20 protein-coding genes are annotated in these 24,592 nt (G+C 72.6%); 9 read left to right on the top strand and 11 right to left on the bottom strand.

Annotated elements, in window-relative coordinates; genetic code table 11:
• Nucleotides 1-2 precede the first annotated feature (2 nt).
• The 6 genes from ACFWZH_RS20785 to ACFWZH_RS20760 all read right to left on the bottom strand — a co-directional run bounded on the left by ACFWZH_RS20785 (nt 3) and on the right by ACFWZH_RS20760 (nt 8,544).
• Nucleotides 3-527 (bottom strand): MaoC family dehydratase, encoded by a 525-nt coding sequence (locus tag ACFWZH_RS20785; protein WP_384432935.1) that lies wholly within the window; start codon nt 525-527, stop codon nt 3-5.
• A gap of 5 nt (nt 528-532) precedes the next feature.
• Entirely contained in the window at nt 533-1,504 is a 972-nt protein-coding gene (locus ACFWZH_RS20780) for an HpcH/HpaI aldolase/citrate lyase family protein (protein ID WP_384432932.1), read from the bottom strand.
• Nucleotides 1,501-3,513 carry a protein meaA gene (locus ACFWZH_RS20775; protein ID WP_384432929.1) on the bottom strand — a complete coding sequence of 671 codons (2,013 nt, stop codon included), beginning with the start codon at nt 3,511-3,513 and terminating at the stop codon, nt 1,501-1,503. The genes ACFWZH_RS20780 and ACFWZH_RS20775 overlap by 4 nt, the downstream gene beginning before the upstream one ends.
• Before the next feature lie 78 nt (nt 3,514-3,591).
• A complete protein-coding gene (gene ccrA / locus ACFWZH_RS20770) occupies nt 3,592-4,929 on the bottom strand; it encodes a crotonyl-CoA carboxylase/reductase (protein ID WP_384432926.1) in 1,338 nt (445 codons plus the stop codon).
• An 854-nt stretch (nt 4,930-5,783) separates the two neighbouring features.
• On the bottom strand, nt 5,784-6,587 hold the full coding sequence (locus tag ACFWZH_RS20765; RefSeq protein ID WP_384432923.1) for a TetR family transcriptional regulator: 804 nt from the start codon (nt 6,585-6,587) through the stop codon (nt 5,784-5,786).
• Nucleotides 6,588-6,723: 136 nt separating this feature from the next.
• Complete coding sequence (locus ACFWZH_RS20760) at nt 6,724-8,544, bottom strand: 3-hydroxyacyl-CoA dehydrogenase family protein (protein WP_384432920.1); 1,821 nt, start codon at nt 8,542-8,544, stop codon at nt 6,724-6,726.
• 395 nt (nt 8,545-8,939) lie between these two features.
• Between ACFWZH_RS20760 and ACFWZH_RS20755 the strand changes: the two genes are divergently transcribed.
• The gene (locus ACFWZH_RS20755) at nt 8,940-9,635 is read left to right on the top strand and encodes a HEAT repeat domain-containing protein (protein ID WP_384432917.1); all 696 of its coding nucleotides are present in this window, start codon (nt 8,940-8,942) and stop codon (nt 9,633-9,635) included.
• On the opposite strand, the gene ACFWZH_RS20750 is transcribed toward ACFWZH_RS20755, so the two are convergent.
• Nucleotides 9,602-10,141: a GNAT family N-acetyltransferase gene (locus ACFWZH_RS20750; protein WP_384433006.1), complete on the bottom strand. Its 540-nt coding sequence runs from the start codon at nt 10,139-10,141 to the stop codon at nt 9,602-9,604. The two genes, ACFWZH_RS20755 and ACFWZH_RS20750, sit on opposite strands and share 34 nt — an antisense overlap.
• Before the next feature lie 194 nt (nt 10,142-10,335).
• On the opposite strand from ACFWZH_RS20750, the gene ACFWZH_RS20745 reads away from it, so the two are divergent.
• Entirely contained in the window at nt 10,336-11,127 is a 792-nt protein-coding gene (locus tag ACFWZH_RS20745) for an SDR family NAD(P)-dependent oxidoreductase (RefSeq protein ID WP_384432914.1), read from the top strand.
• An 87-nt stretch (nt 11,128-11,214) separates the two neighbouring features.
• Complete coding sequence (locus ACFWZH_RS20740) at nt 11,215-11,574, top strand: MerR family transcriptional regulator (protein WP_384432911.1); 360 nt, start codon at nt 11,215-11,217, stop codon at nt 11,572-11,574.
• 54 nt (nt 11,575-11,628) lie between these two features.
• Here ACFWZH_RS20740 and ACFWZH_RS20735 read toward each other — a convergent pair whose 3' ends face one another.
• On the bottom strand, nt 11,629-12,666 hold the full coding sequence (locus tag ACFWZH_RS20735) for an Rv2578c family radical SAM protein (protein WP_384432909.1): 1,038 nt from the start codon (nt 12,664-12,666) through the stop codon (nt 11,629-11,631).
• A 157-nt stretch (nt 12,667-12,823) separates the two neighbouring features.
• Between ACFWZH_RS20735 and ACFWZH_RS20730 the strand changes: the two genes are divergently transcribed.
• Complete coding sequence (locus ACFWZH_RS20730; RefSeq protein WP_384432906.1) at nt 12,824-13,267, top strand: SRPBCC family protein; 444 nt, start codon at nt 12,824-12,826, stop codon at nt 13,265-13,267.
• Nucleotides 13,268-13,570: 303 nt separating this feature from the next.
• Nucleotides 13,571-16,030, top strand: coding sequence for an MFS transporter (locus ACFWZH_RS20725; RefSeq protein ID WP_384432904.1), 2,460 nt, complete (start codon nt 13,571-13,573; stop codon nt 16,028-16,030).
• A 73-nt stretch (nt 16,031-16,103) separates the two neighbouring features.
• On the opposite strand, the gene ACFWZH_RS20720 is transcribed toward ACFWZH_RS20725, so the two are convergent.
• From ACFWZH_RS20720 to ACFWZH_RS20710, 3 genes are all read right to left on the bottom strand, one after another.
• On the bottom strand, nt 16,104-16,979 hold the full coding sequence (locus ACFWZH_RS20720; protein ID WP_384432901.1) for a class I SAM-dependent methyltransferase: 876 nt from the start codon (nt 16,977-16,979) through the stop codon (nt 16,104-16,106).
• Between the two features lie 95 nt (nt 16,980-17,074).
• Nucleotides 17,075-17,950 carry a serine hydrolase gene (locus ACFWZH_RS20715; RefSeq protein ID WP_384432898.1) on the bottom strand — a complete coding sequence of 292 codons (876 nt, stop codon included), beginning with the start codon at nt 17,948-17,950 and terminating at the stop codon, nt 17,075-17,077.
• Nucleotides 17,951-18,085: 135 nt separating this feature from the next.
• Nucleotides 18,086-18,964, bottom strand: a complete 879-nt coding sequence (locus ACFWZH_RS20710; protein ID WP_384432895.1) for a helix-turn-helix domain-containing protein — start codon at nt 18,962-18,964, stop codon at nt 18,086-18,088.
• A gap of 358 nt (nt 18,965-19,322) precedes the next feature.
• Between ACFWZH_RS20710 and ACFWZH_RS20705 the strand changes: the two genes are divergently transcribed.
• The 4 genes from ACFWZH_RS20705 to ACFWZH_RS20690 are packed head-to-tail and all read left to right on the top strand — an operon-like array spanning nt 19,323 to nt 24,513.
• Nucleotides 19,323-20,156, top strand: coding sequence for a M55 family metallopeptidase (locus ACFWZH_RS20705; protein ID WP_384433003.1), 834 nt, complete (start codon nt 19,323-19,325; stop codon nt 20,154-20,156).
• A gap of 10 nt (nt 20,157-20,166) precedes the next feature.
• Nucleotides 20,167-21,513, top strand: coding sequence for a M20/M25/M40 family metallo-hydrolase (locus tag ACFWZH_RS20700; protein ID WP_384433000.1), 1,347 nt, complete (start codon nt 20,167-20,169; stop codon nt 21,511-21,513).
• A 43-nt stretch (nt 21,514-21,556) separates the two neighbouring features.
• Nucleotides 21,557-23,584: a prolyl oligopeptidase family serine peptidase gene (locus ACFWZH_RS20695; protein WP_384432892.1), complete on the top strand. Its 2,028-nt coding sequence runs from the start codon at nt 21,557-21,559 to the stop codon at nt 23,582-23,584.
• Nucleotides 23,581-24,513: an LD-carboxypeptidase gene (locus tag ACFWZH_RS20690; protein WP_384432889.1), complete on the top strand. Its 933-nt coding sequence runs from the start codon at nt 23,581-23,583 to the stop codon at nt 24,511-24,513. Before ACFWZH_RS20695 ends, ACFWZH_RS20690 begins: the two co-directional genes overlap by 4 nt.
• Nucleotides 24,514-24,592 lie beyond the last annotated feature (79 nt).

Genomic DNA, 24,592 nt, shown 5'->3' with positions numbered 1-24,592 from the left:
ACTTACTTCTCCTTCTTGGCCGGCGGGGCCTTGAGCTCCGGGCGGCCGGGCTGCTCGCCGCCGCGCTCCTTGATGTAGGTGGCCGTGGGGACCATCACCTTGCGCCGGAAGACGCAGACCAGGGTCCCGTCCTGCTTGTAGCCCTTGGTCTCGACGTAGACGATGCCGCGGTCGGACTTGGACTTCGACGGCGTCTTGTCGAGCACCGTGGTCTCGCCGTAGATCGTGTCGCCGTGGAAGGTCGGCGCCACGTGCTTGAGCGACTCGATCTCCAGATTGGCGATGGCCTTTCCGGAGACGTCCGGAACGGACATGCCCAGCAGCAGTGAGTAGATGTAGTTGCCGACGACGACGTTCTTTCCGAAGTCGGTGGTCTGCTCCGCGTAGTTGCTGTCCATGTGCAGCGGGTGATGGTTCATCGTGAGCAGACAGAAGAGGTGGTCGTCGTATTCGGTGACGGTCTTCCCCGGCCAGTGCTTGTACACGTCGCCGATGGTGAACTCTTCATAGGTACGGCCGAACTGCATCGCGCTTATGCCTCCGGGGCCTCGAACTTGGACGTACGGATCATGCCGGCGGCCCGGCCCTTGCCGGCGATCACCAGCGCCATCTTCCGGCTCGCCTCGTCGATCATCTCGTCGCCGAGCATCGCGGAGCCCTTGGCTCCGCCCGCCTCCGAGGTGTGCCACTCGTAGGCGTCCAGGATCAGCTCGGCGTGGTCGTAGTCCTCCTGGGAGGGGGAGAACACCTCATTGGCGGCCTCGACCTGACCCGGGTGCAGCACCCACTTGCCGTCGAAGCCGAGCGCGGCGGCGCGGCCGGCCACCTCGCGATAGCCATCAATGTTCTTGATCTGAAGGTACGGGCCATCAATTGCCTGTAGATCGTAGGTCCGGGCCGCCATCAGGATGCGCATCAGAATGTAGTGATAGGCGTCCGCCCCATAGCCGGGCGGCTGCTCGCCGACCACCAGGGACTTCATGTTGATGGACGCCATGAAGTCGGCCGGGCCGAAGATGATGGTCTCCAGGCGCGGCGAGGCGCCGGCGATCGCATCGACGTTCACCAGGCCCTTGGCGTTCTCGATCTGCGCCTCGATGCCGATCCGGCCGACCTCGAAGCCCATGGTCTTCTCGATCTGCGTCAGCAGCAGGTCCAGCGCCACGATCTGCTGGGCGTCCTGGACCTTCGGCAGCATGATGCAGTCGAGGTTCTGCCCCGCGCCCTCGACGACCGTGACGACATCGCGGTACGTCCAGTGGGTCGTCCAGTCGTTGACCCGTACGACCCGTGTCTTGCCGGTCCAGTCGCCGCCGTTCAGCGCGTCGACGATGGTGTGCCGCGCGCCCTCCTTGGCGAGCGGGGCGCAGGCGTCCTCCAGGTCCAGGAACACCTGGTCCGCGGGGAGGCCCTGGGCCTTCTCCAGGAAGCGCGGATTGCTGCCGGGGACCGCGAGGCACGAGCGGCGCGGCCGCAGTCGGCTGACAGGCGCTGGCGCTGTCATGCGGGGACCTCCAGGGGGTCGAGCTGGTTCGCTTTGCGGATCTCGTCGACGATACGGCCGATGATCTCCGTGATACCGAAGTCCTTCGGTGTGAAGACGGCCGCCACTCCGGCTTCCTTGAGCGCGGCCGCGTCGGCGGAGGGGATGATGCCGCCGACGATGACGGGCATGTCGTCCACGCCGGTACGGCGCAGCCGGGCCAGTACGTCCGGGACCAGCTCGGCGTGCGAGCCGGACAGGATCGACAGGCCGACGCAGTGCACGTCCTCGGCGACCGCCGCCGAGACGATCTGTTCCGGGGTGAGCCGGATGCCCTGGTAGATCACCTCGAAGCCGGCGTCCCTGGCCCGTACGGCGATCTGCTCGGCGCCGTTGCTGTGCCCGTCCAGGCCGGGCTTGCCGACCAGCAGCCGCAGCTTGCCGCTGCCGAGCTCGGCCGCGGTCTTGGCGACCTTCTCGCGGACCGCCGCCAGCGGGCTGCCCTCCTCGGCGGCGACCGCCAGGGGAGCGCTGGAGACACCCGTGGGCGCCCGGAACTCGCCGAAGACGTCCCGCAGGGCCCAGGCCCACTCGCCGGTCGTCACCCCGGCGCGGGCGCACTCCAGGGTGGCCGCGAAGAGGTTGGCGTCACCGGCCGCGGTCTTCTTCAGGGCCGACAGCGCCTCCTGGGCGCGCACCTCGTCGCGGTTGTCCCGCCAGTCGTGCAGGGCCTGCACGACCCGCGCCTCGTTGGCCGGGTCGACGGTCATGATGGCGGTGTCGAGGTCCGCGGTGAGCGGGTTGGGCTCGGTGGACTCGAAGCAGTTGACGCCGACGATCTTCTCCTCGCCCGCCTCGATCCGGGCCCGCCGCTCGGCGTGCGCGGAGACCAGCTGCGACTTGAGGTAGCCGGACTCCACGGCGGCCATCGCGCCGCCCATCTCCTGGATCCGCTCGATCTCGGCGAGGCAGTCGGTGACCAGGGCGTCGACCTTGGCCTCGATGACATGCGAGCCGGCGAAGATGTCCTCGTACTCCAGCAGGTCGCTCTCGTGCGCCAGGACCTGCTGGATGCGCAGCGACCACTGCTGGTCCCAGGGGCGCGGCAGCCCCAGTGCCTCGTTCCAGGCCGGCAGCTGCACGGCCCGGGCGCGGGCGTCCTTGGAGAGGGTGACGGCCAGCATCTCCAGCACGATCCGCTGGACGTTGTTCTCCGGCTGCGCCTCGGTCAGCCCGAGCGAGTTGACCTGGACGCCGTAGCGGAAGCGGCGCTGCTTGGGGTTGTCGATGCCGTAGCGCTCGCGGGTGATCCGGTCCCAGATGCGGCCGAAGGCGCGCATCTTGCACATCTCCTCGACGAACCGGACGCCGGCGTTCACGAAGAAGGAGATACGGGCCACGACGTCGCCGAACTTCTCCGGCGGCACCTGGCCGGAGTCGCGCACCGCGTCCAGCACCGCGATGGCGGTGGACATCGCGTACGCGATCTCCTGCACCGGCGTCGCCCCGGCCTCCTGCAGGTGGTAGCTGCAGATGTTGATCGGGTTCCACTTGGGGATGTGGGCCACCGTGTACGTGATCATGTCGGTGGTCAGCCGCAGGGAGGGGCCCGGCGGGAAGACGTGCGTCCCGCGCGAGAGGTACTCCTTGACGATGTCGTTCTGGGTGGTCCCCGACAGCTTGGTGATGTCGGCACCCTGCTCCTCGGCGACCACCTCGTACAGCGCCAGCAGCCACATCGCCGTCGCGTTGATGGTCATCGAGGTGTTCATCTGGTCCAGCGGGATGTCCTGGAACAGCCGCCGCATGTCACCCAGGTGCGACACCGGGACCCCGACCCGGCCGACCTCGCCGCGGGCGAGGATGTGGTCGGGGTCGTAGCCGGTCTGCGTCGGAAGGTCGAACGCGACCGACAGCCCGGTCTGTCCCTTGGCGAGGTTGCGCCGGTACAGCTCGTTGGACGCCTCGGCGGTGGAATGCCCGGCGTAGGTCCGCATCAGCCACGGACGATCCTTCTGACGCTCAGTCATATCAGGCCCGAATCTTGGAGGTTCGAAACGTCCGAGGTGTCTCAGGCGTTCCGGCCGGTGTCTGTGGGTCCGTGCCGCTTATGCGTCGCGGAACCGGTTGATGGCGTCCAGGTGCTTGGCGCGCATCTCCTCGTCGCGCACACCCATACCCTCTTCGGGCGCCAGTGCCAGCACGCCGACCTTGCCCTGGTGCAGATTGCGGTGCACGTCGTACGCCGCCTGACCGGTCTCCTCGAGGGTGTAGGTCTTGGAGAGGGTCGGGTGGATCTTGCCCTTGGCGATCAGCCGGTTGGCCTCCCACGCCTCGCGGTAGTTCGCGAAGTGCGAGCCGACGATCCGCTTCAGTGACATCCACAGGTAGCGGTTGTCGTACTCGTGGTTGTAGCCGGAGGTCGAGGCGCAGGTGACGACGGTGCCGCCCTTACGGGTGACGTACACCGACGCGCCGAAGGTCTCCCGGCCCGGGTGCTCGAAGACGATGTCCACGTCCTCGCCGTCGGTCAGCTCGCGGATCCGCTTGCCGAAGCGCTTCCACTCCCGCGGGTCCTGGTTGTGCTCGTCCTTCCAGAACTTGTAGCCCTCGGCGCTGCGGTCGATGATCGCCTCGGCGCCCATCTTCCGGCAGATCTCCGCCTTCTGCTCACTGGAGACGACACAGATCGGGTTGGCGCCGCCGGCCAGCGCGAACTGGGTGGCGTAGCTGCCCAGCCCGCCGCTCGCGCCCCAGATCAGGACGTTGTCGCCCTGCTTCATCCCGGCACCGTTGCGGGAGACCAGCTGGCGGTATGCGGTCGAGTTGACCAGGCCGGGCGCCGCCGCCTCCTCCCAGCTCAGGTGCTTGGGCTTGGGCATCAGCTGGTTGGACTTGACCAGGGCGATCTCGGCCAGACCGCCGAAGTTGGTCTCGAAGCCCCAGATGCGCTGCTCGGGGTCGAGCATGGTGTCGTTGTGGCCGTCGGAGGACTCCAGCTCGACGGACAGGCAGTGCGCCACGACCTCGTCGCCGGGGTGCCAGGCGTTGACGCCGGGCCCGGTGCGCAGCACCACGCCGGCCAGGTCGGAGCCGATGACGTGGTACGGCAGGTCGTGCCGCTTGGCGAGCGGGGAGAGGCGGCCGTAGCGCTCCAGGAAGCCGAACGTCGACAGCGGCTCGAAGATCGAGGTCCACACCGAGTTGTAGTTCACGGAGGAGGCCATCACGGCCACCAGTGCCTCACCGGGGCCGAGCTCGGGCACCGGCACGTCGTCGACGTGCAGCGACTTGCGGGGGTCCTTCTCCTTGGTGGTGAGGCCGTCGAACATCTCGACCTCGTCCTTGTGCACGGTCACCGCGCGGTAGGACTCGGGGATGGGCAGCGCGGCGAAGTCGGCGCTGGTGGTGTCAGGCGCGAGGATTGCGTCCAGGATTTCGTTCACGGGGTGCCTCCGGCGGTTGGGGCCTCCCCTCGCTCGCGCGCAGCCGAGAGCTTGGGGAACCGTTGAGGGAACGGTTTTGAGGGAACGTCGGGGGTGGAGCGGAGGTGGTGCCGTCGGTTCGGCCGGGGGTGGCGCCGTCTCCGTCGTCTCCGCGGGGGGTGCGGGGCCGTCGGTCGCGGTGCCTGGCAGCGCTGGTGTGCGCGATCCAGCCGTAGCTGGGTTTTTCGCCTGTGACGCAGGCGTCCGGGCGGACAGCCACGTAGGGCTGGTGGGACAGCCGGCGCGCGTGGGTTCGCTACGCGCCGGCCGCCCGGACACCCTCAACGTATGACACCGCGTGCCAGTCGACAAGACACTGAGTGCCAAGAATTTCTCTCAGATGTCATCAGGGCGGCACGCATGAGCAACGGATGGCCCGATCGGAGGGGTGTTGGACACACAGGGGAATCATGCGTGCACTTGGTGTCAACGGAGAGGTGATTAGGCCATTCGGGTTATGGCCCGGGTCGGCTCCGGGGCCTCGGCCGCTCGCGGACCCCTGGTCACAGCCGGGCGGCGGCGTGTGGAAGTGGTGCAGGAAGACCGCGGTCAGACTCCGCGGCAGCGGTAGGTCGTGTGCGCCGGCCTCGCTCACCGGGCGGACGTGACGCGGTCAGGACCCGCTGCGCGCTGCCGTCGCCGTTGCGCGGCCGGCCCGTCACGACGTCGAGCGCCGACGGCAAGTGGCCGCGGAGCGCGGCGACTTCGTCCGGGTGCGGCCGGGGGACCGGCCGGTCGCCGGCCCCGCCTCGCTCGCGTCCGCCACGTCCGCGTGGACAGCGCGAGCGAGCCGGGTCCGTCAGGCCGTTACGGGATCACTTCCGGTCCTTGATCGCCTTGCGGATCGTGCGCATGACCTCGTCCAGCGGGGCGTCCGTGCGGGCCACCGCGACCAGGACCTCGCCCTCCCGAGAGACGGCCGCCGGGGGCTGCTCCCCCGTGGTGGTGCGGCCGGCGCCGATACCGGCGCCGAAGGTCTCGCGGACGATCTCGAAGGCGTGGTCCAGCTGCGCCTCGACATCGCCCTCCGCGCCGGCCCGCAGCCAGCGGCGCAGTACGTGGTTGTGCGCGGTCACCACGGCGGACGCGGCGACCTCGGCCAGCAGCGGGTCGTCGTCGCCCTCGCGGTGGGCGCCCTCGTCGAAGTGCCCCAGGAGATAACGGGTGAACAGCCGCTCGTAGCGGGCCACCGAGGCGATCTCGGCCTCCCGGAGGGTGGGTACCTCGCGGGTCAGACGGTAACGGGCCACCGACACGGCCGGGGAGGCCGCGTACATCCGCATGACCTCCTTGATGCCGCGGCAGACCGTGTCGAGGGGGTTCTCGTGCGGCGGGGCGGCGTCCAGGACGGCCTCGGCGCGGACGAGGGTGTCGTCGTGGTCGGGGAAGATCGCCTCTTCCTTCGAGCGGAAGTGGCGGAAGAAGGTGCGTCGGGCGACGCCCGCGGCCGCCGCGATCTCGTCGACCGTGGTCGCCTCGTAGCCCTTGGTCGCGAACAGCTCCATGGCCGCCGCCGACAGTTCGCGGCGCATTTTGAGTCGTTGCGCGGCCGCCCGGCGGGTGCCGGGAGTGCTGGTCTCGGGGGTCTCGGAGGGCTGCGTACGAGCGGGCTGGGACATGTGGGGACGGTACTGCATATTTACGCGACCTGCGGCATGAGGTGCCGCCTCCGCCCTTGTGAGCGGGGGTGGACCGCCGTCGGGCTCCAGCAGTCCACCCCAGCCTCCCCCTCCTGGGCGGGGGCGCCGCCACGCGTCAGCGCCGGGCGTACTCACGGAAGCCGCGGCCGGTCTTGCGGCCGAGGCAGCCCGCGGCGACGAGGTGCTCCAGCAGCGGGGCCGGGGCGAGCCCCGGGTCGCGGAACTCGGCGTGCAGCACCTTCTCGATGGCCAGGGACACGTCCAGACCGACCACGTCGAGGAGTTCGAACGGGCCCATCGGGTAGCCGCCGCCGAGCTTCATGGCGGCGTCGATGTCGTCCAGGGACGCGTAGTGCTCCTCGACCATCTTGATCGCGTTGTTCAGGTACGGGAACAGCAGTGCGTTCACGATGAAGCCGGCCCGGTCCCCGCAGTCCACCGGGTGCTTGCGGACCTTGGCGCACACCGCCCGCACCGTGGCGTGCACGTCGTCGGCGGTCAGGACCGTCCGCACGATCTCGACCAGCTTCATGGCCGGCGCCGGGTTGAAGAAGTGCATCCCGATGACGTCCTGCGGGCGCGAGGTGGCGCGGGCGCAGGCGACGACGGGCAGCGAGGAGGTCGTGGTGGCCAGGACGGCGCCCGGCTTGCAGACCTTGTCCAGCGCCTTGAACAGCTCCTGCTTGACCACCAGGTCCTCGGCCACCGCCTCGACCGCCAAATCCACCTCGGCGAACGCGTCGAGCGAGCCGGCCGGGGTGATCGCCGACAGCGCGGCGTCCCGGGCCTCGGCGGTCAGCCGGCCCTTCTCCACCGAGCGGCCCAGCGACTTGGCGATCCTGGCCTTGGCCTTCTCGGCCTTCTCCAGGCTGCGGGCGGCCAGCACGACAAAGTAGCCGGCCTTGGCGAAGACCTCGGCGATCCCGCTGGCCATCGTCCCGGAGCCGGCGACGCCGACGCTGGAGACCGCGCGCCCGGCGGCGTCCCCGCCGGCCGCCGCCGGGCTCTCGGCGTCCGGAACCACCGTGGGGCTGCCCGGAGCCTCGTACGTGTAGAAGCCGCGCCCCGCCTTGCGGCCGGTCAGCCCCGCCTCGGCCAGCTGGCCCAGGATCGGCGCGGGGGCGTGCAGGCGGTCGTGGGACTCGGCGTACATCGCCTCCAGGACCGTACGGGCGGTGTCCACGCCGATCAGGTCGAGCAGCGCGAGCGGGCCCATGGGCAGACCGCAGCCGAGCCGCATCGCGGCGTCGATGTCCTCGCGGGTCGCGTACTTCGACTCGTACATCGCCGCGGCCTGGTTCAGATAGCCGAAGAGCAGCCCGTCGGCGACGAAACCGGGCCGGTCGCCGACCGAGATCGGGTCCTTGCCCAGGTCGCGGGCGAGCTGGGTGACGGCCGCGACGGCGGTCGGCGCGGTGAGCACCGAGGAGACCACCTCGACCAGCTTCATGGCCGGTGCGGGGTTGAAGAAGTGCACGCCGAGCACCCGCTCGGGGCGCTGGGAGTCGGCGGCCAGCCGGGTCACGGACAGCGCGTTGGTGCCGGTGGCCAGGATGGCGTCCGGACGCACCACGGCGTCCAGCCCGGCGAACACCTGCCGCTTGAGCTCGTAGTCCTCGGGCACCACCTCGATGACGAGGTCGGCGTCCGCGGCGGCCTGCAGATCGGTGAAGGTGCGGAAGCGGGCCAGGATGTCCTGGCGCTCGCGCTCGGTGATCCGCTCGCGCCGCACCGCGCGGGCGGTGGCGGCTTCGAGCGTGGCGACGGCGCGCCGGGCCGCGGCCTCGTCGGTGTCGATGCCGACGACCTCGCGGCCGGCCCGGGTCAGCACCTCGGCGATACCGGTGCCCATGGTGCCCAGACCGACGACGGCCACGGTGGAAAGGGAGGGTGGGGAGGCTTCAGTTGAGAGATCTGGGGTGGACTGAGGGCCCATCGCGAGACTCCTGAGGGTGTTCCCCTGAAGGCAGGGGAGAAGTGACGACTGAGGGGTGTCCGCGCGGACGCGAGGCGTAGCGAAAACGCAGCGGCGGGAAATACGGCGGTGGGCCGAGAGAGCCGCAGCGCTGCTGGCAGCGCCGGCGGTGTCGGAGGTGCGGCGGGCCCTGTCCCGGGGCCGTGCCGTTCGCTCCGTACTGGTGTCGTGCTGTGCGGTGCCGAACCGACTTCACTCTGTGGCGGCTGCGTCACCAGGCCGCCTGAGCAGTGGTGCTGCTCGTTCCAGCAGGTTAACCGGTGGGTAACCGAAGCGCCAGGGGTAGTGCGGGTCATTAGGCTGTGGTGCAGGCCACGTCGCAGGGACCGGGGCGGCCCGGCGGGAGGGAGCGACAAATGGAAGAGGAATTCCACGAGTTGACGGACCGGGTGCGGGCCGAACTCCGCTCCCCGCAGGATCTGGTCGCCTACGAGCGGTTACTGGGGCTGGCCCGCAAGAACACCCCCGCCGGGCGGGAGGAACTGGCCCGGATGCTGGTCGCCGTCGAACGCCCTCTGTGGGCCCGGGAGATCGCCGCCTTCATTCTCGGCTGCGCCGGCGACAAGCGCGCCTTCGAGACGCTCGTGCTGCTGCTGAACTACCGCGACCCGGTGCGCTGCGCCACCGCCGCGCACGCCCTGAGCCGGCTCGGCGACCCGCGCACCGCCCGTGCCGCGGCCGCACTCGCCACCAACCCGCTGCGCACCGCCTACGCCCTGCACCCGGTCCGGCTGCTCGCCGAGCTCCGCGCGCCGCAGTCCGTACCGGCGCTGATCGCGACCCTGGAGCGGCTGCTGACCCCGCACAACCCCTATTGGCGGGTGGCGCTCGCCTGCGTCGAGGGCCTGGGCGCGCTGGGTGACCGGCGCGCCGTCCCCGCGCTGGCCGCCGCCGTCGCCCACCCCCGGCTCGCGGCGGCCGCGGCGGCGTCGCTGGCGCGACTGGGGGTCCACGAGGTGCCCGGACAGGACGGGCCCGAGGCGAAGGGGGGCGGCGGCCGGGACGGGGCCGACGACGCTCAGCGCGGGACCGGTCCCAGCGGGCGCCAGTAGCGCACCTCGCGGACGCCGCTGCCCTCCACCTCGTACGCCTCCTGCGCCCCGTCCGGCACGAAGCCGGCCCGCTCGTAGAACCGCCGGGCGCGGGCGTTGTCGCGCAGCACCCACAGGTACAGCGCGCGGAACCCGCCCGCCCGTGCGCGTGCCGTACCGGCCGCCATCAGGGCACGCCCGACACCGGTGCCGATCAGCCCCGGCGCCACGTACAGGGCCAGCAGCTCGCCCGCGGCCGGGCGGGCCGCGGGCGACTCGGCGGCGCCCGGGGCGACATCGGGGTCGCGGCAGGGCCCGACGCACGCCCACCCGACGACCTCGCCGTCCCGCTCGGCCACCAGGTCCGAGACCGCCGGTGGTCGACGCGCGAACCACGAGCGCCGCTGCGCGGCATCCGCCGCCACGCTCATCGCGTCCAGATACGTCTGCGGCATCAGCCCCCGGTACGCGGCCTGCCAGCCGCGGACCCGCACGGCGGAGACCGCGTCGATGTCGGCCTCGGTCATCTCCCGTATCCGAACCCGGTGCGGTGCCCCCGCACCGGACCCGCCGGGCGGTCCGTCCAGTTCCCCGTTCATGGACCCGTTCATGGCGCAAAAGCCTAGGAGACCGGTCAAAGGGGTTTTCGGGCCGGGGAAAGCGCGTGGCCGCGGGTGTCCGCTTGACCTTGCCCCAGGCGTCAAGGTTCGAGACTCCCGGCATGGAACACCTCACGCACACCGGGCCGACCGTGCCCGGAACGGACCGCAGGGTCGTGATCATCACCGGGGCCGGCACGGGAATCGGGCGCGCCACCGCCCGCGCCTTCGCGGCGGACGGGGCGCGCGTGCTGGCGGTGGGGCGCCGGGCCGAGCCGCTGGTGGAGACGGCGGCGCAGGCCGGCCGCGCGGGCGGCGAGATCGTCCCGTACGCCGCGGACATCACCGACGACGGCGCGCCCGAGGCCCTCGTGCGCCACGCCGTCGACACCTACGGCCGACTCGACGTCCTGGTCAACAACGCGGCGGTGGTGGGCAGCGGGGCGCTCGGCACCTACACCAAGGAGGGCATGGCGCCGCAGCTGGCGACGAACCTCGTGGCGCCCGTGCTGCTGACCCAGGAAGCCGTGCCCCACCTGGAGCGGACCGGCGGTGTCGTGGTCAACATCAGCACCTCGGTCGGCCAGCGGGGGTGGCCGGGCAACTCGGTCTACGCGGCGACCAAGACCGGACTCGAACTCCTCACCCGCAGCTGGGCGGTGGAGCTCGCGCCGCGCGGCGTACGGGTCGTCGCGGTCGCCCCCGGCGCGATCGACACCCCGATCGCGCTGCACCAGGGCTGGTCGCCGGAGCAGCGCACGGCCGTCCGGAAGTGGCAGATCGAGCACACCCCCATGGGGCGGATCGGCCGTCCCGAGGAAGTGGCCTGGGCGGTCACCCGGCTCGCCGCGCCGTCCGCGTCGTTCGTGACCGGGGTGGTCCTCCCGGTCGACGGGGGAGCGGTGGTGGGCTGATCCGGGAACCAGCGTCCCCCGCCGGGAGTTCACCCGGCAGGCAGGAGGGCCGGCCGCTGTCGGCGGTCGTGGACGGGAGGGGGACCGGTGCGGATCGGTGAGCTGGCGGCGCTCACGGGGGCGTCGACGCGTGCGCTGCGCAACTACGAGCGCGAGGGGCTGATCGCCTCGGAGCGGGCGGCCAACGGCTATCGGGTCTACGACGCGCGTGCGGCCGTACGGGTGCGCAACATACGGCATCTCCTGGAGGCCGGGCTGACCCTCGCCGACGTCCGGTGCTTCGGCCCCTGCCTGGACGGGGACATGGCCACCGCCCCGCCGTCCCCCGCGGGCCTGCGCATCGCCCGTGAGCGGCTCGCCGCCATCGACGAGCGGATAGCCGCCCAGCTGGAGGCGCGCGACCGCCTGGCGCGGGCCCTGGAGGCGGTCCCGGCCGCTTCGGCGTAGGCGTCCGGCCGGGGCGGAGCGGGGTGGACCGCGCCCTTGAGGAGGGGCCGGGGCTCACAGCAGCGTCAACTGGACGGGTTCGGCAGGGGCGTTGGGGGTGTTTTCGCCGGGTGCGGGAGCCGGGGGCGGTGGCGTGATCCGGCGGTGCTCGCCGGGGCGGGCGGGTCCGATTCCGTACTCGGCGGCGAGTTCATGGACCTGGCGGGTGATCCGGCGCTGGTACCACTTCGGGGCGTAGGCGCCGTCCGCGTACATCGTCTCGTAGCGTCGTACGAGCCGCGGGTGGTGGTGCCCCAGCCAGGCCATGAACCATTCGCGGGCGCCGGGCCGCAGATGGAGGACGAGCGGGGTGACGGACCCGGCGCCGGCCTCCGCGACGGCCCGGACCGTGGCGCGGAGCTGCTCCGGCGCGTCCCCGAGGAAGGGGATGACCGGCGCCATCAGCACACCGCACGGGATGCCGTGCGCGGTGAGCGTGCGCACCACGTCCAGCCGGCGCTCCGGGGCGGGCGTGCCGGGCTCGACCGTGCGCCACAGCTCGCGGTCGAGGAAGCCGACGGAGACGGAGATGCCGACGTCGGTGACCGCGGCGGCCTGCCGCAGCAGCGGCAGATCGCGCAGGATCAGCGTGCCCTTGGTGAGGATCGAGAAGGGGTTGGCGTGGTCGCGCAGCGCCGCGATGATGCCGGGCATCAGTCCGTAGCGGCCCTCCGCGCGCTGGTAGCAGTCGACGTTCGTGCCCATGGCTATGTGGTCACCGCGCCAGCGGCGCCCGGCCAGCTCGCGGCGCAGCAGGTCCGGGGCGTTGATCTTCACCACGATCTGCGAGTCGAAGCCGAGTCCGGTGTCCAGGTCGAGGTAGCTGTGCGTCTTGCGCGCGAAGCAGTAGACGCAGGCGTGGCTGCAACCGCGGTAGGGGTTCACGGTCCATTCGAACGGCATCCGGGAGGCGCCCGGGACGCGGTTGACGATCGAGCGGGCGCGCACCTCGTGGAAGGTGATCCCGCGGAACTCGGGGGTGTCGATCGTGCGGCTGACGACGTCCGCGCCGAACAGGGCGGATCGGCTTTCGCCCAGATTGTCCCAGCGCATCGGGCCTCCTTCTGCGTGCTGCCGAGCCCCCCGTTCGCAATAATAGAACAAGTGTTCCCTTGTGGTCCGTCGACCCGGATTTTGGGCGTGCCCCCCAGTGGTGGTTGGCTTGGCGCGCATCGCAGGACCGGCAGCCGACTACTGGAGGAAGACACACATGGGTCAGGTCGAGGCCACCACGCAGCGCGAGATCGCGGCGGACCCGGAGGACGTGTTCGACGCGCTCGCCGACTACACCGGCACGCGCCAGCAGCTGCTGCCCGAGCACTTCAGCGAGTACGAGGTCCGCGAGGGCGGCGACGGCAAGGGCACCCTCGTCCACTGGAAGCTCCAGGCCACGAGCAAGCGGGTGCGCGACTGCCTGCTGGAGGTCGACGAGCCGACCGACGGCCAGCTCGTCGAGAAGGACCGCAACTCCTCCATGGTGACGACCTGGGTCGTCACTCCGGCCGGCGAGAAGCGGGCCCGGGTCGTGGTCACCACCACCTGGCAGGGCGCCGGCGGTATCGGCGGCTTCTTCGAGCGGACCTTCGCGCCCAAGGGGCTCGGCCGGATCTACGACGCCATCCTCGCCAATCTCGCCGCCCGTATGGAGAAGTGACCCCCGGTACGAAGGGCGGCCGCACGCGGAGGCGACGGTGAAGAGGCGTGATCCGTCGTCACTTCCGTCACCCTGAGTGTGTGTCGTCACGCTCACCGGTTCGGGTGGTTTCCGGTGGGCCGAAGTGTCCGGCCCACCGGATCCCTTCCGTTCGGAAATCCCTGATGGGAGCCCAATAGGCCTCCAGGGAAAGGCACTTGACGTCCGTTCCCGCCCCGCACGCACCCTTTCGCCGCGCTTGAACGCTGTTGTCGCCCAATGCGAGAAATTGGGCGGCAGCAGGCGTGACGAGGGGAGCAGCACGTGGGCGGGACCACCCTGAGCGAGCGGACCGACGCGCCCGCTCCCGGCACGGCGCCGGTGCCGCTCGGCCCACGCCGCGTCCGCACGGTCGTCGCCGGCCTGCTGCTGACCCTGCTGCTCGCCGCCCTCGACCAGACCGTGGTCGCCGGCGCGCTCCCGAAGATCGTCGGTGAGCTGCCCGGCTCGGGCCGGACGTCCTGGGCGGTGACCTCCTACCTCCTGGCGTCGGCCATCGCCCTGCCCCTCCACGGCAGGCTCGGCGACCTCTTCGGCCGCAAGCCCGTCCTCCTCTTCGCGCTCGTCGTCTTCACCGCCGGCTCGGCGCTGGCCGGCTGGTCGCGCACCATGGACGAACTGGTCGTCTTCCGGGCCGTGCAGGGCCTCGGCGGCGGTGGGCTCATGATCGGCGCCCAGTCGATCACCGCCGACGTCGTACCGGCACCGGCCCGCGGCCGCGCCATGGGCCTGATCGGCGCCACCTTCGGCCTCGCCACCGCGGCCGGGCCGCTGGTCGGCGGCCTCTGCGCCGACCACGCCTCCTGGCGCTGGTGCTTCCGCCTCAACGTCCCCTTCGGCGTGCTGGCCCTCCTGGTCCTCGCCTTCGCCCTCAGGCTGCCCCGGCCCACCGGACGCCGCCGGCCCGACATCGCCGGCGCGCTGCTGCTCGCCGCGTTCTCCACCTGCCTTGTCCTGCTGGCCAGTTGGGGCGGCACCGAGTACGCCTGGAACTCGCGGACCGTCCTCGGCCTCGGCGCCGGCGCGCTCGGCACCGCCCTGCTGTTCCTCGCCGTCGAGTACTTCGCCGCCGAACCGCTGATCCCGCTGCGGCTGTTCCGCGACTCGGTCTTCCACGTCACCGGCCTGATCGGCGCCGCCGTCGGCCTCGCGCTCTTCGGCGCCGCCGACCATCTGCCGACCTTCCTCCAGGCGGCCGACGGCGCCTCGGCCACCGAGACCGGGCTGCTGATGCTGCCGGTGACGGGCGGCATCGTGCTCGCCACGGCCGTCTCCGCCCGGCTCATCGGCCGCACCGGCCACTACAAGGTCTTCCCCGTCCTGGGCTGCGCGGTGGCCGCGGCGGGGATGTGGCCGCTGTCGCGGATGCGGCCGGACACCCCACGCGAGGTGTGCGGCCTGTGGACGGGCGTCCTCGGCCTCGGCATCGGCTTGGTCGTGCCGGTGCTGGTGCTCGCCGTACGCACCTCCGTGCGCGGCCGCGACCGCACCACCGTGACCAGCGCCGACCACTGCTTCCGGCAGATCGGCGGCAGCGTCGGCGCGGCCCTCTTCGGCGCCCTCCTCGCCGACCGGCTCCTGCGCCGGCCCGGCGACCGGCCGCCGGGGTCGGCCCCGCTGTCCGACCCGGAGTCGATCACCCCGTACCTCGTGCGGGCGCTGCCGGCCTCGCTGCGCGACGGCCAACTGGCCGCTTACGCGCACGCCGTGCCGGGGATCTTCTTCTCCCTCGTGCCGGTGCTCGTCCTGGGCCTTGTGCTCGCCTTCTTCCTGAAAGAGAAACCGCTGGTGTCCCACGCCTCTCCTGCTCCGCAGGCCTCCCCGACCCCGCACGCCCCGTACGACGAACCGGCCGCCCCCGCCGCCGTACCCCCGGCCCGCCCCGCCGCCGACGCGGCAGCCGTCGGCCCGTCCGGCCGCGCGTCCGCGTACGCCCGGCCCCGCGCCCACGCCGCCACGGGGCACCCGGGCGTCCCCGTGTGCGGCACCGTCCAGCACCACGACGGCTCCGTCGTGCCGCGCGCCGCGCTCACCCTCATCGACGTCGACGGGCGGCAGATCGGCCGCGGCGCCACCGGCGAGGACGGGCGGTACGCGCTGAGCACACCGGGCGCCGGTTCGTATGTGCTGGTCGCGGCCGCCGGCGGGCACCAGCCGCAGGCCGTCAGCGTCACCGTCGGCGAGCGGCCGGTCGAGCTGGACGTGGTGCTCGGCGGCGCCGGGCGCCTGGCCGGCGCCGTCACCACCGCCGACGGCACGCCCGTGCGCGACGCCATGGTCACCCTCACGGACGTCCGCGGCGAGGTGGTCGCGACCACCCGCTCCGGGCGTGAAGGGGGGTATGTCATGGGGGAGTTGGTGGCCGGGGAGTACACCCTCGCCGCCAGCGCCCCGGCGTTCCGGCCGACCGCGCTGCCGGTCACCGTCCAGGCGTCGCGCGAGACCCGTCAGGACGTCGAACTCGCCGGTGGCGCGGTGCTGCGCGGCACCGTACGGGCCGGTGGCGGCCGCCCCGTCGAGGACGCCCGGGTGACCCTCCTGGACACCGCCGGCAATGTCGTCGACACCGCGACCACCGGTGCCGACGGGCTGTTCCGCTTCGTGGACCTGTCGGCCGGCGAGTACACCGTGATCGCCGCCGGGTACCCACCGGTGGCCACCGTCCTGCAGATGGCCGGCGGCGGTCGGACCGAACGCGACCTGCAGTTGGGGCACGAGGACTAAAGCGCCCGCCCCGGGGCGGCGGCCGGCGGGCCCGATGCGCGGGCCCGCCGCCACACCGGGACGTCGCCCGCGGTCAGTGCGGAGCGTCCGGAGCGGCTCGCCGAGCGGGTCGCGGCGGCCGGTGCGGGGCGGCGTCGGCACGGAAGCTCAGCCGGGTGACCAGGGGCCGGTCGCCGCGGAGCAGGGGCAGGGACGCGAGGCGGGGCGCGAGGTAGCCGAGGAGGCCGCGGCCCGCGGGGAGCGGGACGTCGACCACGTCGCCGACGGCGGGGTGGGCACCGCGGAGCCGGTCCCGTTCGTGCGCGTCCATGCCCCAGGGCATCGGGGGCAGGCGGTGGCCGCCCGGCCCCTTCGCGCCGGCGCGGGTGCGGGTGGCGAAGCGCCGGGAGACGGAGTCGAACGCCAGTGTGCCGCCGGGGAACGCGTCGGCGCAGGTGGCGATCAGCCGGGTCACCTGCGCGGGCTGCAGGTACATCAGCAGCCCCTGGGCGGTCACCAGGACCCCGCGCGCGGCGTCGACGCCCGCCGTCCACCGGCTGTCGCGGACGTCGCAGGCGACGAGCCGCTGCCGCGCGCCGTGGGGCAGGACGCGCCCGCGCAGCTCCAGCGGGTCGCTCAGGTCGACCGTGACCCATCGGGCGCGGCCGTTGTCCACCCGCCAGAACTGGGTCTCCAGGCCCTCGCCCAGCGCGATCACGGTGCCGTCCGGGTGGGTGGCGAGGAACGCCCGCACCACCTGGTCGAAGGCGAGGGCGCGCAGGGCGACGGCCTGCGCCACCCAGGGGCGGGCGGCGCCCAGCCGCTCCCGGAAGGGGAAGTCCAGTTCGGTGACGAGCCGTACGGCGCGGGGGTCGGGCAGCACGGTGTCGGGGCGGGCGGCCTCGGTGGCCCGGTGATAGAGGGTCCACAACGCCGTTTCGGGAACTCCCGTGAGGTCTGCCTTGATCATGCGGCGTTGATATCGCCGGTCGCGCCGCCCGTGGGGGACATCGGGGCGCCGGTCACCCCGGGGAGTGCAAAGTCGTATCGCAGGGACCGGGACCGTCAGCGCGACAGGTCGCGGTGGATGACGCGGGCGGCGCTCTCCACGGCGTCCACGCCGTCGTCCATGGTGCGGTTTCCGGTGGACAGCACGGCCATGCCGTAGTCGTGGGCGCCGCCGGTGAAGGTGCCGACGCTGTTCACCCGCCAGCCGTCGGTCTTGCGCGGCAGCCAGCCGTTCTTGACGTGGACGGTCGCCGTGGCCGGTGCGCCGGCGGGCGCCCCCCAGCGCTGGTCGGGGACGACGTGCCTCATCAGGGCGAGCGCGTAGCCGCGGGAGGTCCGGGTGAGCACCGGGTTGTCCGTCGTCAGCAGCTGCATCAAGGTGAGCTGGTCGGCGGCGGTGATCTGGGTGAGGCCCCAGGCCCCGCCCGCGCCGGGGACGGTGTGCCGCATCCCGGCCAGGGTCAGGAAGTGCTGGACGCCGGCGGGTCGGACCTGGCGCCACAGCGCGTCGGTCGAGGCGTTGTCCGACTTGGTGATCATGGCGGTGGTCAGCCGTACCTCGCGCGGGGTGAGGCGGCGGTGCGCCTCCTCGGCCTGCCGCAGGAGCGCCCCGAGCACGGTGACCTTCACCACGCTCGCCGAGTCGAAGTGCGCACCGGCCTTGAAGTCGCAGCGGGTCCTGGTGCGCCGGTCGTAGACGGCCAGCGCCGAAGTGCCCTCGTGGCTGTCGAGGGCGGCGGCTATGTCATGGGACAGGGCGGGGGCCAGGCCCGGCTTCTGCGAGGTGCATACGACCTTGGCGCCGTTCACCGGCGTGCTGGCGGTGCCGGCCGCGGCCGGCGTCGCCGTGGTGAGCACCGTGAGCAGCGACCCGGCAGCCACGACCGCGGCCAGCCCGCGGCGCGCGCAGGTCGATATGCGTGAGCTGTGCATGGGGGTGGACGATACGGGGCGGCTGCGCGGCGCCCCCGGACACATGGGATGGATTGTCCGAGTTTGACGGTATGGGGTGGCGTGTGAGATTCGCCAAACCGGACACGGGGGAGTGCGGAGTCTTCGGGGGCTGCTCTAGGGGCGTGGCAGTGGGCGGCGGGCCCCGGTCGCGGCTCGTCGGCGGGTCGCGGCCGCGCGGCGGCGGTGGGCGGCTCCCAGCAGTCGGCGGCTGCGGAGGGCCATCTCGATCTCGAAACGGGCCAGTGGGTCGCGCAGCCGGGCGCCGAAGAGCTTCTCCAGCTGGCGCATCCGGTAGCGCACGGTCTGCGGATGGATGCCGAGCGCCTTGGCGATCTCCGGGGCGCCCATCCCGCCGAGCCATGCCAGCAGGGTGGCCTCCAGGCGCTCGCACCGCTCCGGTGACAGGCCCGCCAGCGGTCGCAGTCGGCGCGCGACGAGCGTGCGGGCCAGTGACTCGTCCTGCAGCAGGACGAGGGAGGAGAGGTGGTCGTCGACGAACATCACTCCGGCATCGGGGCCGTCGTGTGCGGACGCCAGAGCGAGCAGGCGGGCCGCGGACCGTACGGAGGCGGCGGCGTCGTGCGCCGGTACCGCATGGCCGACCGCGGCGGCGCGGTGCCGCAGCACGCCCTTGAGGCGGGCGCGGCCGCCGCTGTCGTCGGCGAGCGCGCCGGGGATCAGCAGACCCGGTGCCTCGCCGGGCGCGCTGACGAGGCAGTCGCCCAGCGCGGACGCCACGAGGTGGATGTCGGTACCGGTCCCGAGCATGACCGCTCGTACGGTGTCGGGCAGCGGGCGGCCGTTGCGCAGCACCTCCTCGATCAGCCGGGTGACCTGCGTACGGGTGTCGTGTTCCAGGCAATCCCGGAAGCGTGGATTGCGGTCGCAAAGTGATTGCGTGATCAGATCGGTGAGGATCGCGAGCTGATCGGTGTCGTCGGCCCGCGTGTCGCCGGGCTGCGCTAACCAGACGCCGTTGAGTGCATTGCTCATCGTTCTGCCTCTGTCTCATCATGTGGGAGGCCGGTCCGGGCTGTTCTACCTCACCCGGCAAGTGCCGACGGCAGCTGACAGATGTCCGTCGGAACTCAGTCCGAATTCTGGCGGAAGACGTTCCGCTTTGCGACAGAAACTGTGTAGGTCGCGGCGCCGCGCGAGCGTTCCGGCGCGTCGGCGCCCTCCGGACAGTGCCGACGCGGCCAACTGGGCGGTCCTGGAAGGCGCTGGACGGGGCGTCACACCGAAGGCCCTGGTTAGGGTGGGGAATCCGTTCGCCGCCTCGAAACTGTTGTTGACGAGTGATGTCGGGAATCGTGCGTACCGCCGCCTAGCCGCGATAGGACTGGTGAATGTGAAGATCCTCATCTCCGCCGACATGGAGGGCGCCACCGGCGTCACCTGGCCCGCCGACGTACTGCCCGGCACCCCGCAGTGGGAGCGCTGCCGCCGGATGTTCACGTCCGACGTGAACGCGGCGATCGCCGGCTTCTTCGACGGCGGCGCCGACGAGGTGCTGGTCAACGAGGCGCACTGGTCGATGCGCAATCTGCTGCTGGAACAGCTCGACGAGCGCGCGCAGATGCTCACCGGCAAGCACAAGTCGCTCAGCATGGTCGAGGGCGTACAGCACGGCGATGTCGACGGCATCGCCTTCGTCGGCTACCACACCGCGGCCGGCACCGAGGGCGTCCTCGCGCACACCTACCTCGCCAACACGCTCACCGGTGTCTGGGTCGACGGCACCCGGGCGAGCGAGGGCCTTCTGAACTCCCTCGTGGTCGCCGAGTACGGCGTGCCGGTCGTGCTGGTCACCGGCGACGACCGCACCTGCCAGGACGCGCTGGGCTACGCCCCGCAGGCGCCCGGTGTGGCGGTCAAGGACTATGTGTCGCGCTATGCGGCGGTCTGCCGGCCGCCGGCCCGTACGGCCGCCGACATCCGGGCCGGGGCGCGCAAGGGGGCGGCGCTCGCGGTGCGCCACGAACCGGTCCGGCGCGGACCGCACCGCTTCGAGCTGGAGTTCGACGCCGAGCATCTGGTGGTGGTCGCGACCTGTGTGCCCGGCGTGGAGCGCAGCGGGGAACGCCGCGTGGCGTATACCAGTCAGAACATGTACGAAGCCATCCGGTGCTTCAAGACGGTCACCACCGTCGTGTCGTCGGCCGTGGAGGAAGCGTATGGCTGAGGTGGACATCATGGCGGACCCCGCGGCCGAGCCCGCCCCGGGCGTCGACCAGCAGGCGCTGGACGAGGTGGTGCGCTTCACCTCGGACCTGATCCGGATCGACACCAGCAACGCGGGCGACGGCGCCTGCCGGGAGCGGCCGGCCGCCGAGTACGTCGCCGAGCACCTGGCCGCCGCCGGACTGGAGCCGACGCTGCTGGAGCGCACCAAGGGCCGGACGAACGTCGTGGCCCGCATCGAGGGCACCGACCCCGGGGCCGACGCCCTGCTGGTCCACGGCCACCTGGACGTGGTGCCCGCCGAGCCCTCCGACTGGAGCGTGCACCCCTTCTCGGGGGAGGTCCGTGACGGCGTGGTCTGGGGGCGGGGCGCCGTCGACATGAAGAACATGGACGCGATGGTGCTCTCCGTCGTACGGCACTGGGCGCGCACCGGCGTGCGGCCGCGGCGCGACATCGTGCTGGCCTTCACCGCCGACGAGGAGGCCAGCGCCGACGACGGATCGGGCTTCCTGGCCGACCGGCACGCGGGTCTCTTCGCGGGCTGCACCGAAGGCGTCAGCGAGTCCGGGGCGTTCACCTTCCACGCCGGCGGCGGGATGCAGCTGTACCCGATCGCGGCCGGGGAGCGCGGTACGGCCTGGCTGAGGCTGACCGCCCAGGGCCGGGCGGGGCACGGTTCGAAGGTCAACCCCGACAACGCCGTCACCCGGATCGCCGCCGCCGTGGCCCGGATCGGCGCGCACTCCTGGCCGGTCCGGCTGACCCCGACCGTCCGCGCCGCGCTGCGTGAACTCGCCGCGCTGCGCGCCGTCGACGTGGACGTCGAGGCGCCCGACTTCGACGTCGACGCGCTGCTGGGCGCGCTCGGCCCGTGCGCCAAGCTCGTCGAGCCGACGGTCCGCAACAGCGCCAACCCCACGATGCTGACGGCCGGTTACAAGGTCAATGTGATCCCCGGATCCGCCGTCGCCTACGTGGACGGCAGGGTCGTCCCCGGCGGTGAGGCGGAGTTCCGTACGACCATGGACGAGCTGACCGGGCCCGATGTGAGCTGGGAGTACCACCACGGCGAGGTCGCCCTGCAGGCCCCGGTCGACTCCCTGACCTATGCCGCGATGCGCGCCGCGATCGAGCGCTTCGACCCGGACGGCCATGTCGTCCCGTACTGCATGTCCGGCGGTACGGACGCCAAGCAGTTCTCCCGGCTGGGCATCACCGGCTACGGCTTCTCGCCGCTGAAGCTGCCCGAGGGATTCGACTACCAGGCGCTCTTCCACGGCGTGGACGAGCGGGTACCGGTCGAGGGACTGCACTTCGGAGTCCGGGTGCTGGACCACTTCCTGCGCCTGGCCTGACCGGACGGGACCCGCCCGACCGGCGCACGAGAGGAACTGCTGCATGGTGACCACCGCTCCCTACGGCACCTGGGCGTCCCCGATGGACGCCCGCACGGTCGCCGCACACGACGGCCGGCCGGCCTTCGTCGGTGTGGTCGGCGACGAGGTGTGGTGGACGGAGCCGCGGCCCGACGAGGGCGGCCGGCGGGCGCTGGTCCGCCGGCTGCCGGACGGCACCCGGCGGCCGGTGCTGCCGGCGCCCTGGAACGTCCGCAGCCGGGTGCTGGAGTACGGTGGCCAGCCCTGGGCCGGCACCGTCACCGACCGCGGCCCGCTGGTCGTCTTCAGCGACTACGCCGACCAGCGGCTGTACGCCTGCGAGCCGGACGGCGACGCCGCGCCGCGCCCGCTCACCCCGCTCTCCGGCGTCGGCGACGGGCTGCGCTGGGTCGATCCGGTGCTGCGCCCGGAGCTCGGCGAGGTGTGGTGCGTCCTGGAGGAGTTCACCGGCGACCGGCCGACGGATGTCCGCCGGGTGATCGCCGCCGTGCCGCTCGACGGCTCGGCGGCCGAAGACCGTGACGCCGTCAGGGAGTTGAGCGACGACCGGCACCGGTTCGTCACCGGTCCGCGGATCTCCCCGGACGGGAGCCGGGCCGCCTGGATCGCCTGGGACCACCCCCGGATGCCCTGGGACGGCACCGTGGTGATGGTCGCCCGGATCACCGGCGGGGGCACGTTCGAGGACGTCCGGCCGCTCGTCGGCGATCTGGGCACCGACGCCCGGGGCGACGCGGAGAGCGGTGAGTCCGTCGCGCAGATCGAGTGGGCCGCCGACGGCTCGCTGCTGTTCGTCTCGGACCTCAGCGGCTGGTGGGAACTGCAGCGCATCGACCCCGACCCGACCGGAGACGGCGTGGTCGCGAGCCGCGCGCTGTGCCCCGCCCGGGAGGAGGAGTTCGGCGGCCCCTTGTGGAACGTCGGCCAGCGCTGGTTCCTGCCCCTGGACAACGGCACCCTCGCGGTCGTCCACGGCCGCGGTGCGACCGCCCTGGGCATCCTCGACCCGGTCAGCGGCGACCTGGTCGACGCGGCGGGGCCCTGGACGGAGTGGGCGCCCACCCTCGCCGTGCACGGCAGCCGCGTCATCGGCATCGCGGCCGGCCCGCACCGCGGATACGAGGTCGTCGAGCTGGACACCTGCACCGGACGGGCCCGCGCGATCGGCTGCCGGCATGTCGACGTGCTGGACCCCGCCTACTACCCGCGACCGCACAGCCGCACCTTCACCGGGCCCGACGGGCGGGACGTCCACGCCCACATCCATCCGCCGCACAGCCCCGACCACACCGCCCCCGAGGGCGAGCTGCCGCCCTTCGTGGTCTGGGCGCACGGCGGCCCCACCGGCCGCGCCCCGCTCGTGCTCGACCTGGAGATCGCCTACTTCACCTCCCGGGGGATCGGCGTCGCCGAGGTCAACTACGGCGGTTCGACGGGCTACGGCCGCGCCTACCGCGAGCGGCTGCGCGGCCAGTGGGGCGTGGTGGACGTCGAGGACTGCGCGGCCGTCGCCCGGGCCCTGGCCGACGAGGGCACCGCCGACCCCGCCCGGCTGGCGATCCGCGGCGGCAGCGCCGGCGGCTGGACCACCGCCGCCTCGCTGACCACCACCGACCTCTACGCCTGCGGCACCATCAGCTATCCGATCCTGGACCTCACCGGCTGGGCCGGCGGCGAGACCCACGACTTCGAGTCGCAGTACCTGGAGTCGCTGGTCGGCCCGCTCGCCGAGGTGCCCGAGCGCTACCGCGAGCGCTCGCCGCTGCACCGCGCGGACCGGATCGCCGCCCCGTTCCTGCTGCTCCAGGGCCTGGACGACGTGATCTGCCCACCCGCCCAGTGCGAACGCTTCCTCGCCGCGGTCGCCGGGCGCGGCATACCGCACGCCTACCTGGCGTTCCCCGGCGAGGGCCACGGCTTCCGCCGCGCGGACACCATCGTCCGCGCCGTGGAGGCCGAACTCTCCCTCTACGCCCAGGCCTTCGGCTTCACCCGCGGCGACATCCCGGCGCTGGAGCTGCGCGGATGACGGTGGCGGCGCTGCGCCGGCCCCCGCGGCTGCGGGCCGGCGACCGGGTGGCGGTGGTCGCGCCCAGCGGCCCCATCGTCGCCGACCGGCTGGACCGCGGGCTGGACGTGCTGCGCGGCTGGGACCTCGATCCGGTCGCCGCGCCCCATGTCCTGGGCACGCACGGCACGCTGGGATACCTCGCGGCCGGTGACGAGGACCGGGCCCGCGACCTCCAGGCCGCCTGGTGCGATCCCTCCGTCAAGGCGGTGTTCGCGGCCCGCGGCGGCTACGGCGCACAGCGGATGGTCGACCTGCTGGACTGGTCCGCCCTCCGGGCCGCGGCCCCCAAACCGCTGGTCGGCTTCAGCGATGTGACGGTGCTGCACGAGGCCTTCGCGGTACGCGCCGGGGTCTCGACGCTGCACGGCCCGGCCGTCGCCGGCGAGGTCTTCCTCAAGGACGACGCCACCCGCGAGCAGCTGCGGCGCACGCTCTTCGCGCCGGAGACCGTCCGCACGCTGGCCTCGGCCACGGCCCGGCCGCTGGTGCCGGGCCGGGCCCGCGGGGTCACCGTCGGCGGTTGTCTGGCCATGCTCGCCAGTGAGCTGGGCACCCGCCGGGCCAGGCGCGGCACCGGAGGCGGCCTGCTGCTGCTGGAGGACGTGGGCGAGCCGCCGTACCGGATCGACCGTGCGCTCACCCAACTCCTACGGGCCGGCTGGCTGGACGGCGTCGCCGGGGTCGTGCTCGGCTCCTGGGCGCGCTGCGGACCCTACGAGCGGGTCCGGGAGGTGCTGCGGGACCGGCTGGGCGGGCTCGGGGTGCCGGTGGCCGAGGAGTTCGGCTTCGGCCACGGGGAGTCCGCCCTGACCGTTCCGCTGGGCGTCGCCGCGGAGCTGGACGCGACGGCGGGCACGCTGCGCTTCACGGGGCCGGCGCTGCTCTGACGCGGCGGCCGCCGCCGTACGCCCTTTGGACGCCTGCAAACTGATGTCCTGTCAGAAACGCCGGTCGCGAGCGTTGACT

This window comes from Streptomyces sp. NPDC059008 (assembly GCF_042749045.1).
In the GTDB taxonomy this organism is placed as follows: domain Bacteria; phylum Actinomycetota; class Actinomycetes; order Streptomycetales; family Streptomycetaceae; genus Streptomyces.
Note: the sequence above shows the minus strand (reverse complement) of the source record. Positions and strands in the feature narration are given on the sequence as shown.

What these genes read in the sequence shown, in the direction of transcription:
- ACFWZH_RS20785 (WP_384432935.1), bottom strand. Translation starts at nt 527, where the DNA reads ATGCAGTTCGGCCGTACCTATGAAGAGTTCACCATCGGCGACGTGTAC.
- ACFWZH_RS20780 (WP_384432932.1), bottom strand. Translation starts at nt 1,504, where the DNA reads ATGACAGCGCCAGCGCCTGTCAGCCGACTGCGGCCGCGCCGCTCGTGC.
- ACFWZH_RS20775 (WP_384432929.1), bottom strand. Translation starts at nt 3,513, where the DNA reads ATGACTGAGCGTCAGAAGGATCGTCCGTGGCTGATGCGGACCTACGCC.
- ACFWZH_RS20765 (WP_384432923.1), bottom strand. Translation starts at nt 6,587, where the DNA reads ATGTCCCAGCCCGCTCGTACGCAGCCCTCCGAGACCCCCGAGACCAGC.
- ACFWZH_RS20760 (WP_384432920.1), bottom strand. Translation starts at nt 8,544, where the DNA reads ATGGGCCCTCAGTCCACCCCAGATCTCTCAACTGAAGCCTCCCCACCC.
- ACFWZH_RS20755 (WP_384432917.1), top strand. Translation starts at nt 8,940, where the DNA reads ATGGAAGAGGAATTCCACGAGTTGACGGACCGGGTGCGGGCCGAACTC.
- ACFWZH_RS20750 (WP_384433006.1), bottom strand. Translation starts at nt 10,141, where the DNA reads ATGACCGAGGCCGACATCGACGCGGTCTCCGCCGTGCGGGTCCGCGGC.
- ACFWZH_RS20745 (WP_384432914.1), top strand. Translation starts at nt 10,336, where the DNA reads ATGGAACACCTCACGCACACCGGGCCGACCGTGCCCGGAACGGACCGC.
- ACFWZH_RS20735 (WP_384432909.1), bottom strand. Translation starts at nt 12,666, where the DNA reads ATGCGCTGGGACAATCTGGGCGAAAGCCGATCCGCCCTGTTCGGCGCG.
- ACFWZH_RS20730 (WP_384432906.1), top strand. Translation starts at nt 12,824, where the DNA reads ATGGGTCAGGTCGAGGCCACCACGCAGCGCGAGATCGCGGCGGACCCG.
- ACFWZH_RS20720 (WP_384432901.1), bottom strand. Translation starts at nt 16,979, where the DNA reads ATGATCAAGGCAGACCTCACGGGAGTTCCCGAAACGGCGTTGTGGACC.
- ACFWZH_RS20715 (WP_384432898.1), bottom strand. Translation starts at nt 17,950, where the DNA reads ATGCACAGCTCACGCATATCGACCTGCGCGCGCCGCGGGCTGGCCGCG.
- ACFWZH_RS20710 (WP_384432895.1), bottom strand. Translation starts at nt 18,964, where the DNA reads ATGAGCAATGCACTCAACGGCGTCTGGTTAGCGCAGCCCGGCGACACG.
- ACFWZH_RS20700 (WP_384433000.1), top strand. Translation starts at nt 20,167, where the DNA reads ATGGCGGACCCCGCGGCCGAGCCCGCCCCGGGCGTCGACCAGCAGGCG.
- ACFWZH_RS20695 (WP_384432892.1), top strand. Translation starts at nt 21,557, where the DNA reads ATGGTGACCACCGCTCCCTACGGCACCTGGGCGTCCCCGATGGACGCC.
- ACFWZH_RS20690 (WP_384432889.1), top strand. Translation starts at nt 23,581, where the DNA reads ATGACGGTGGCGGCGCTGCGCCGGCCCCCGCGGCTGCGGGCCGGCGAC.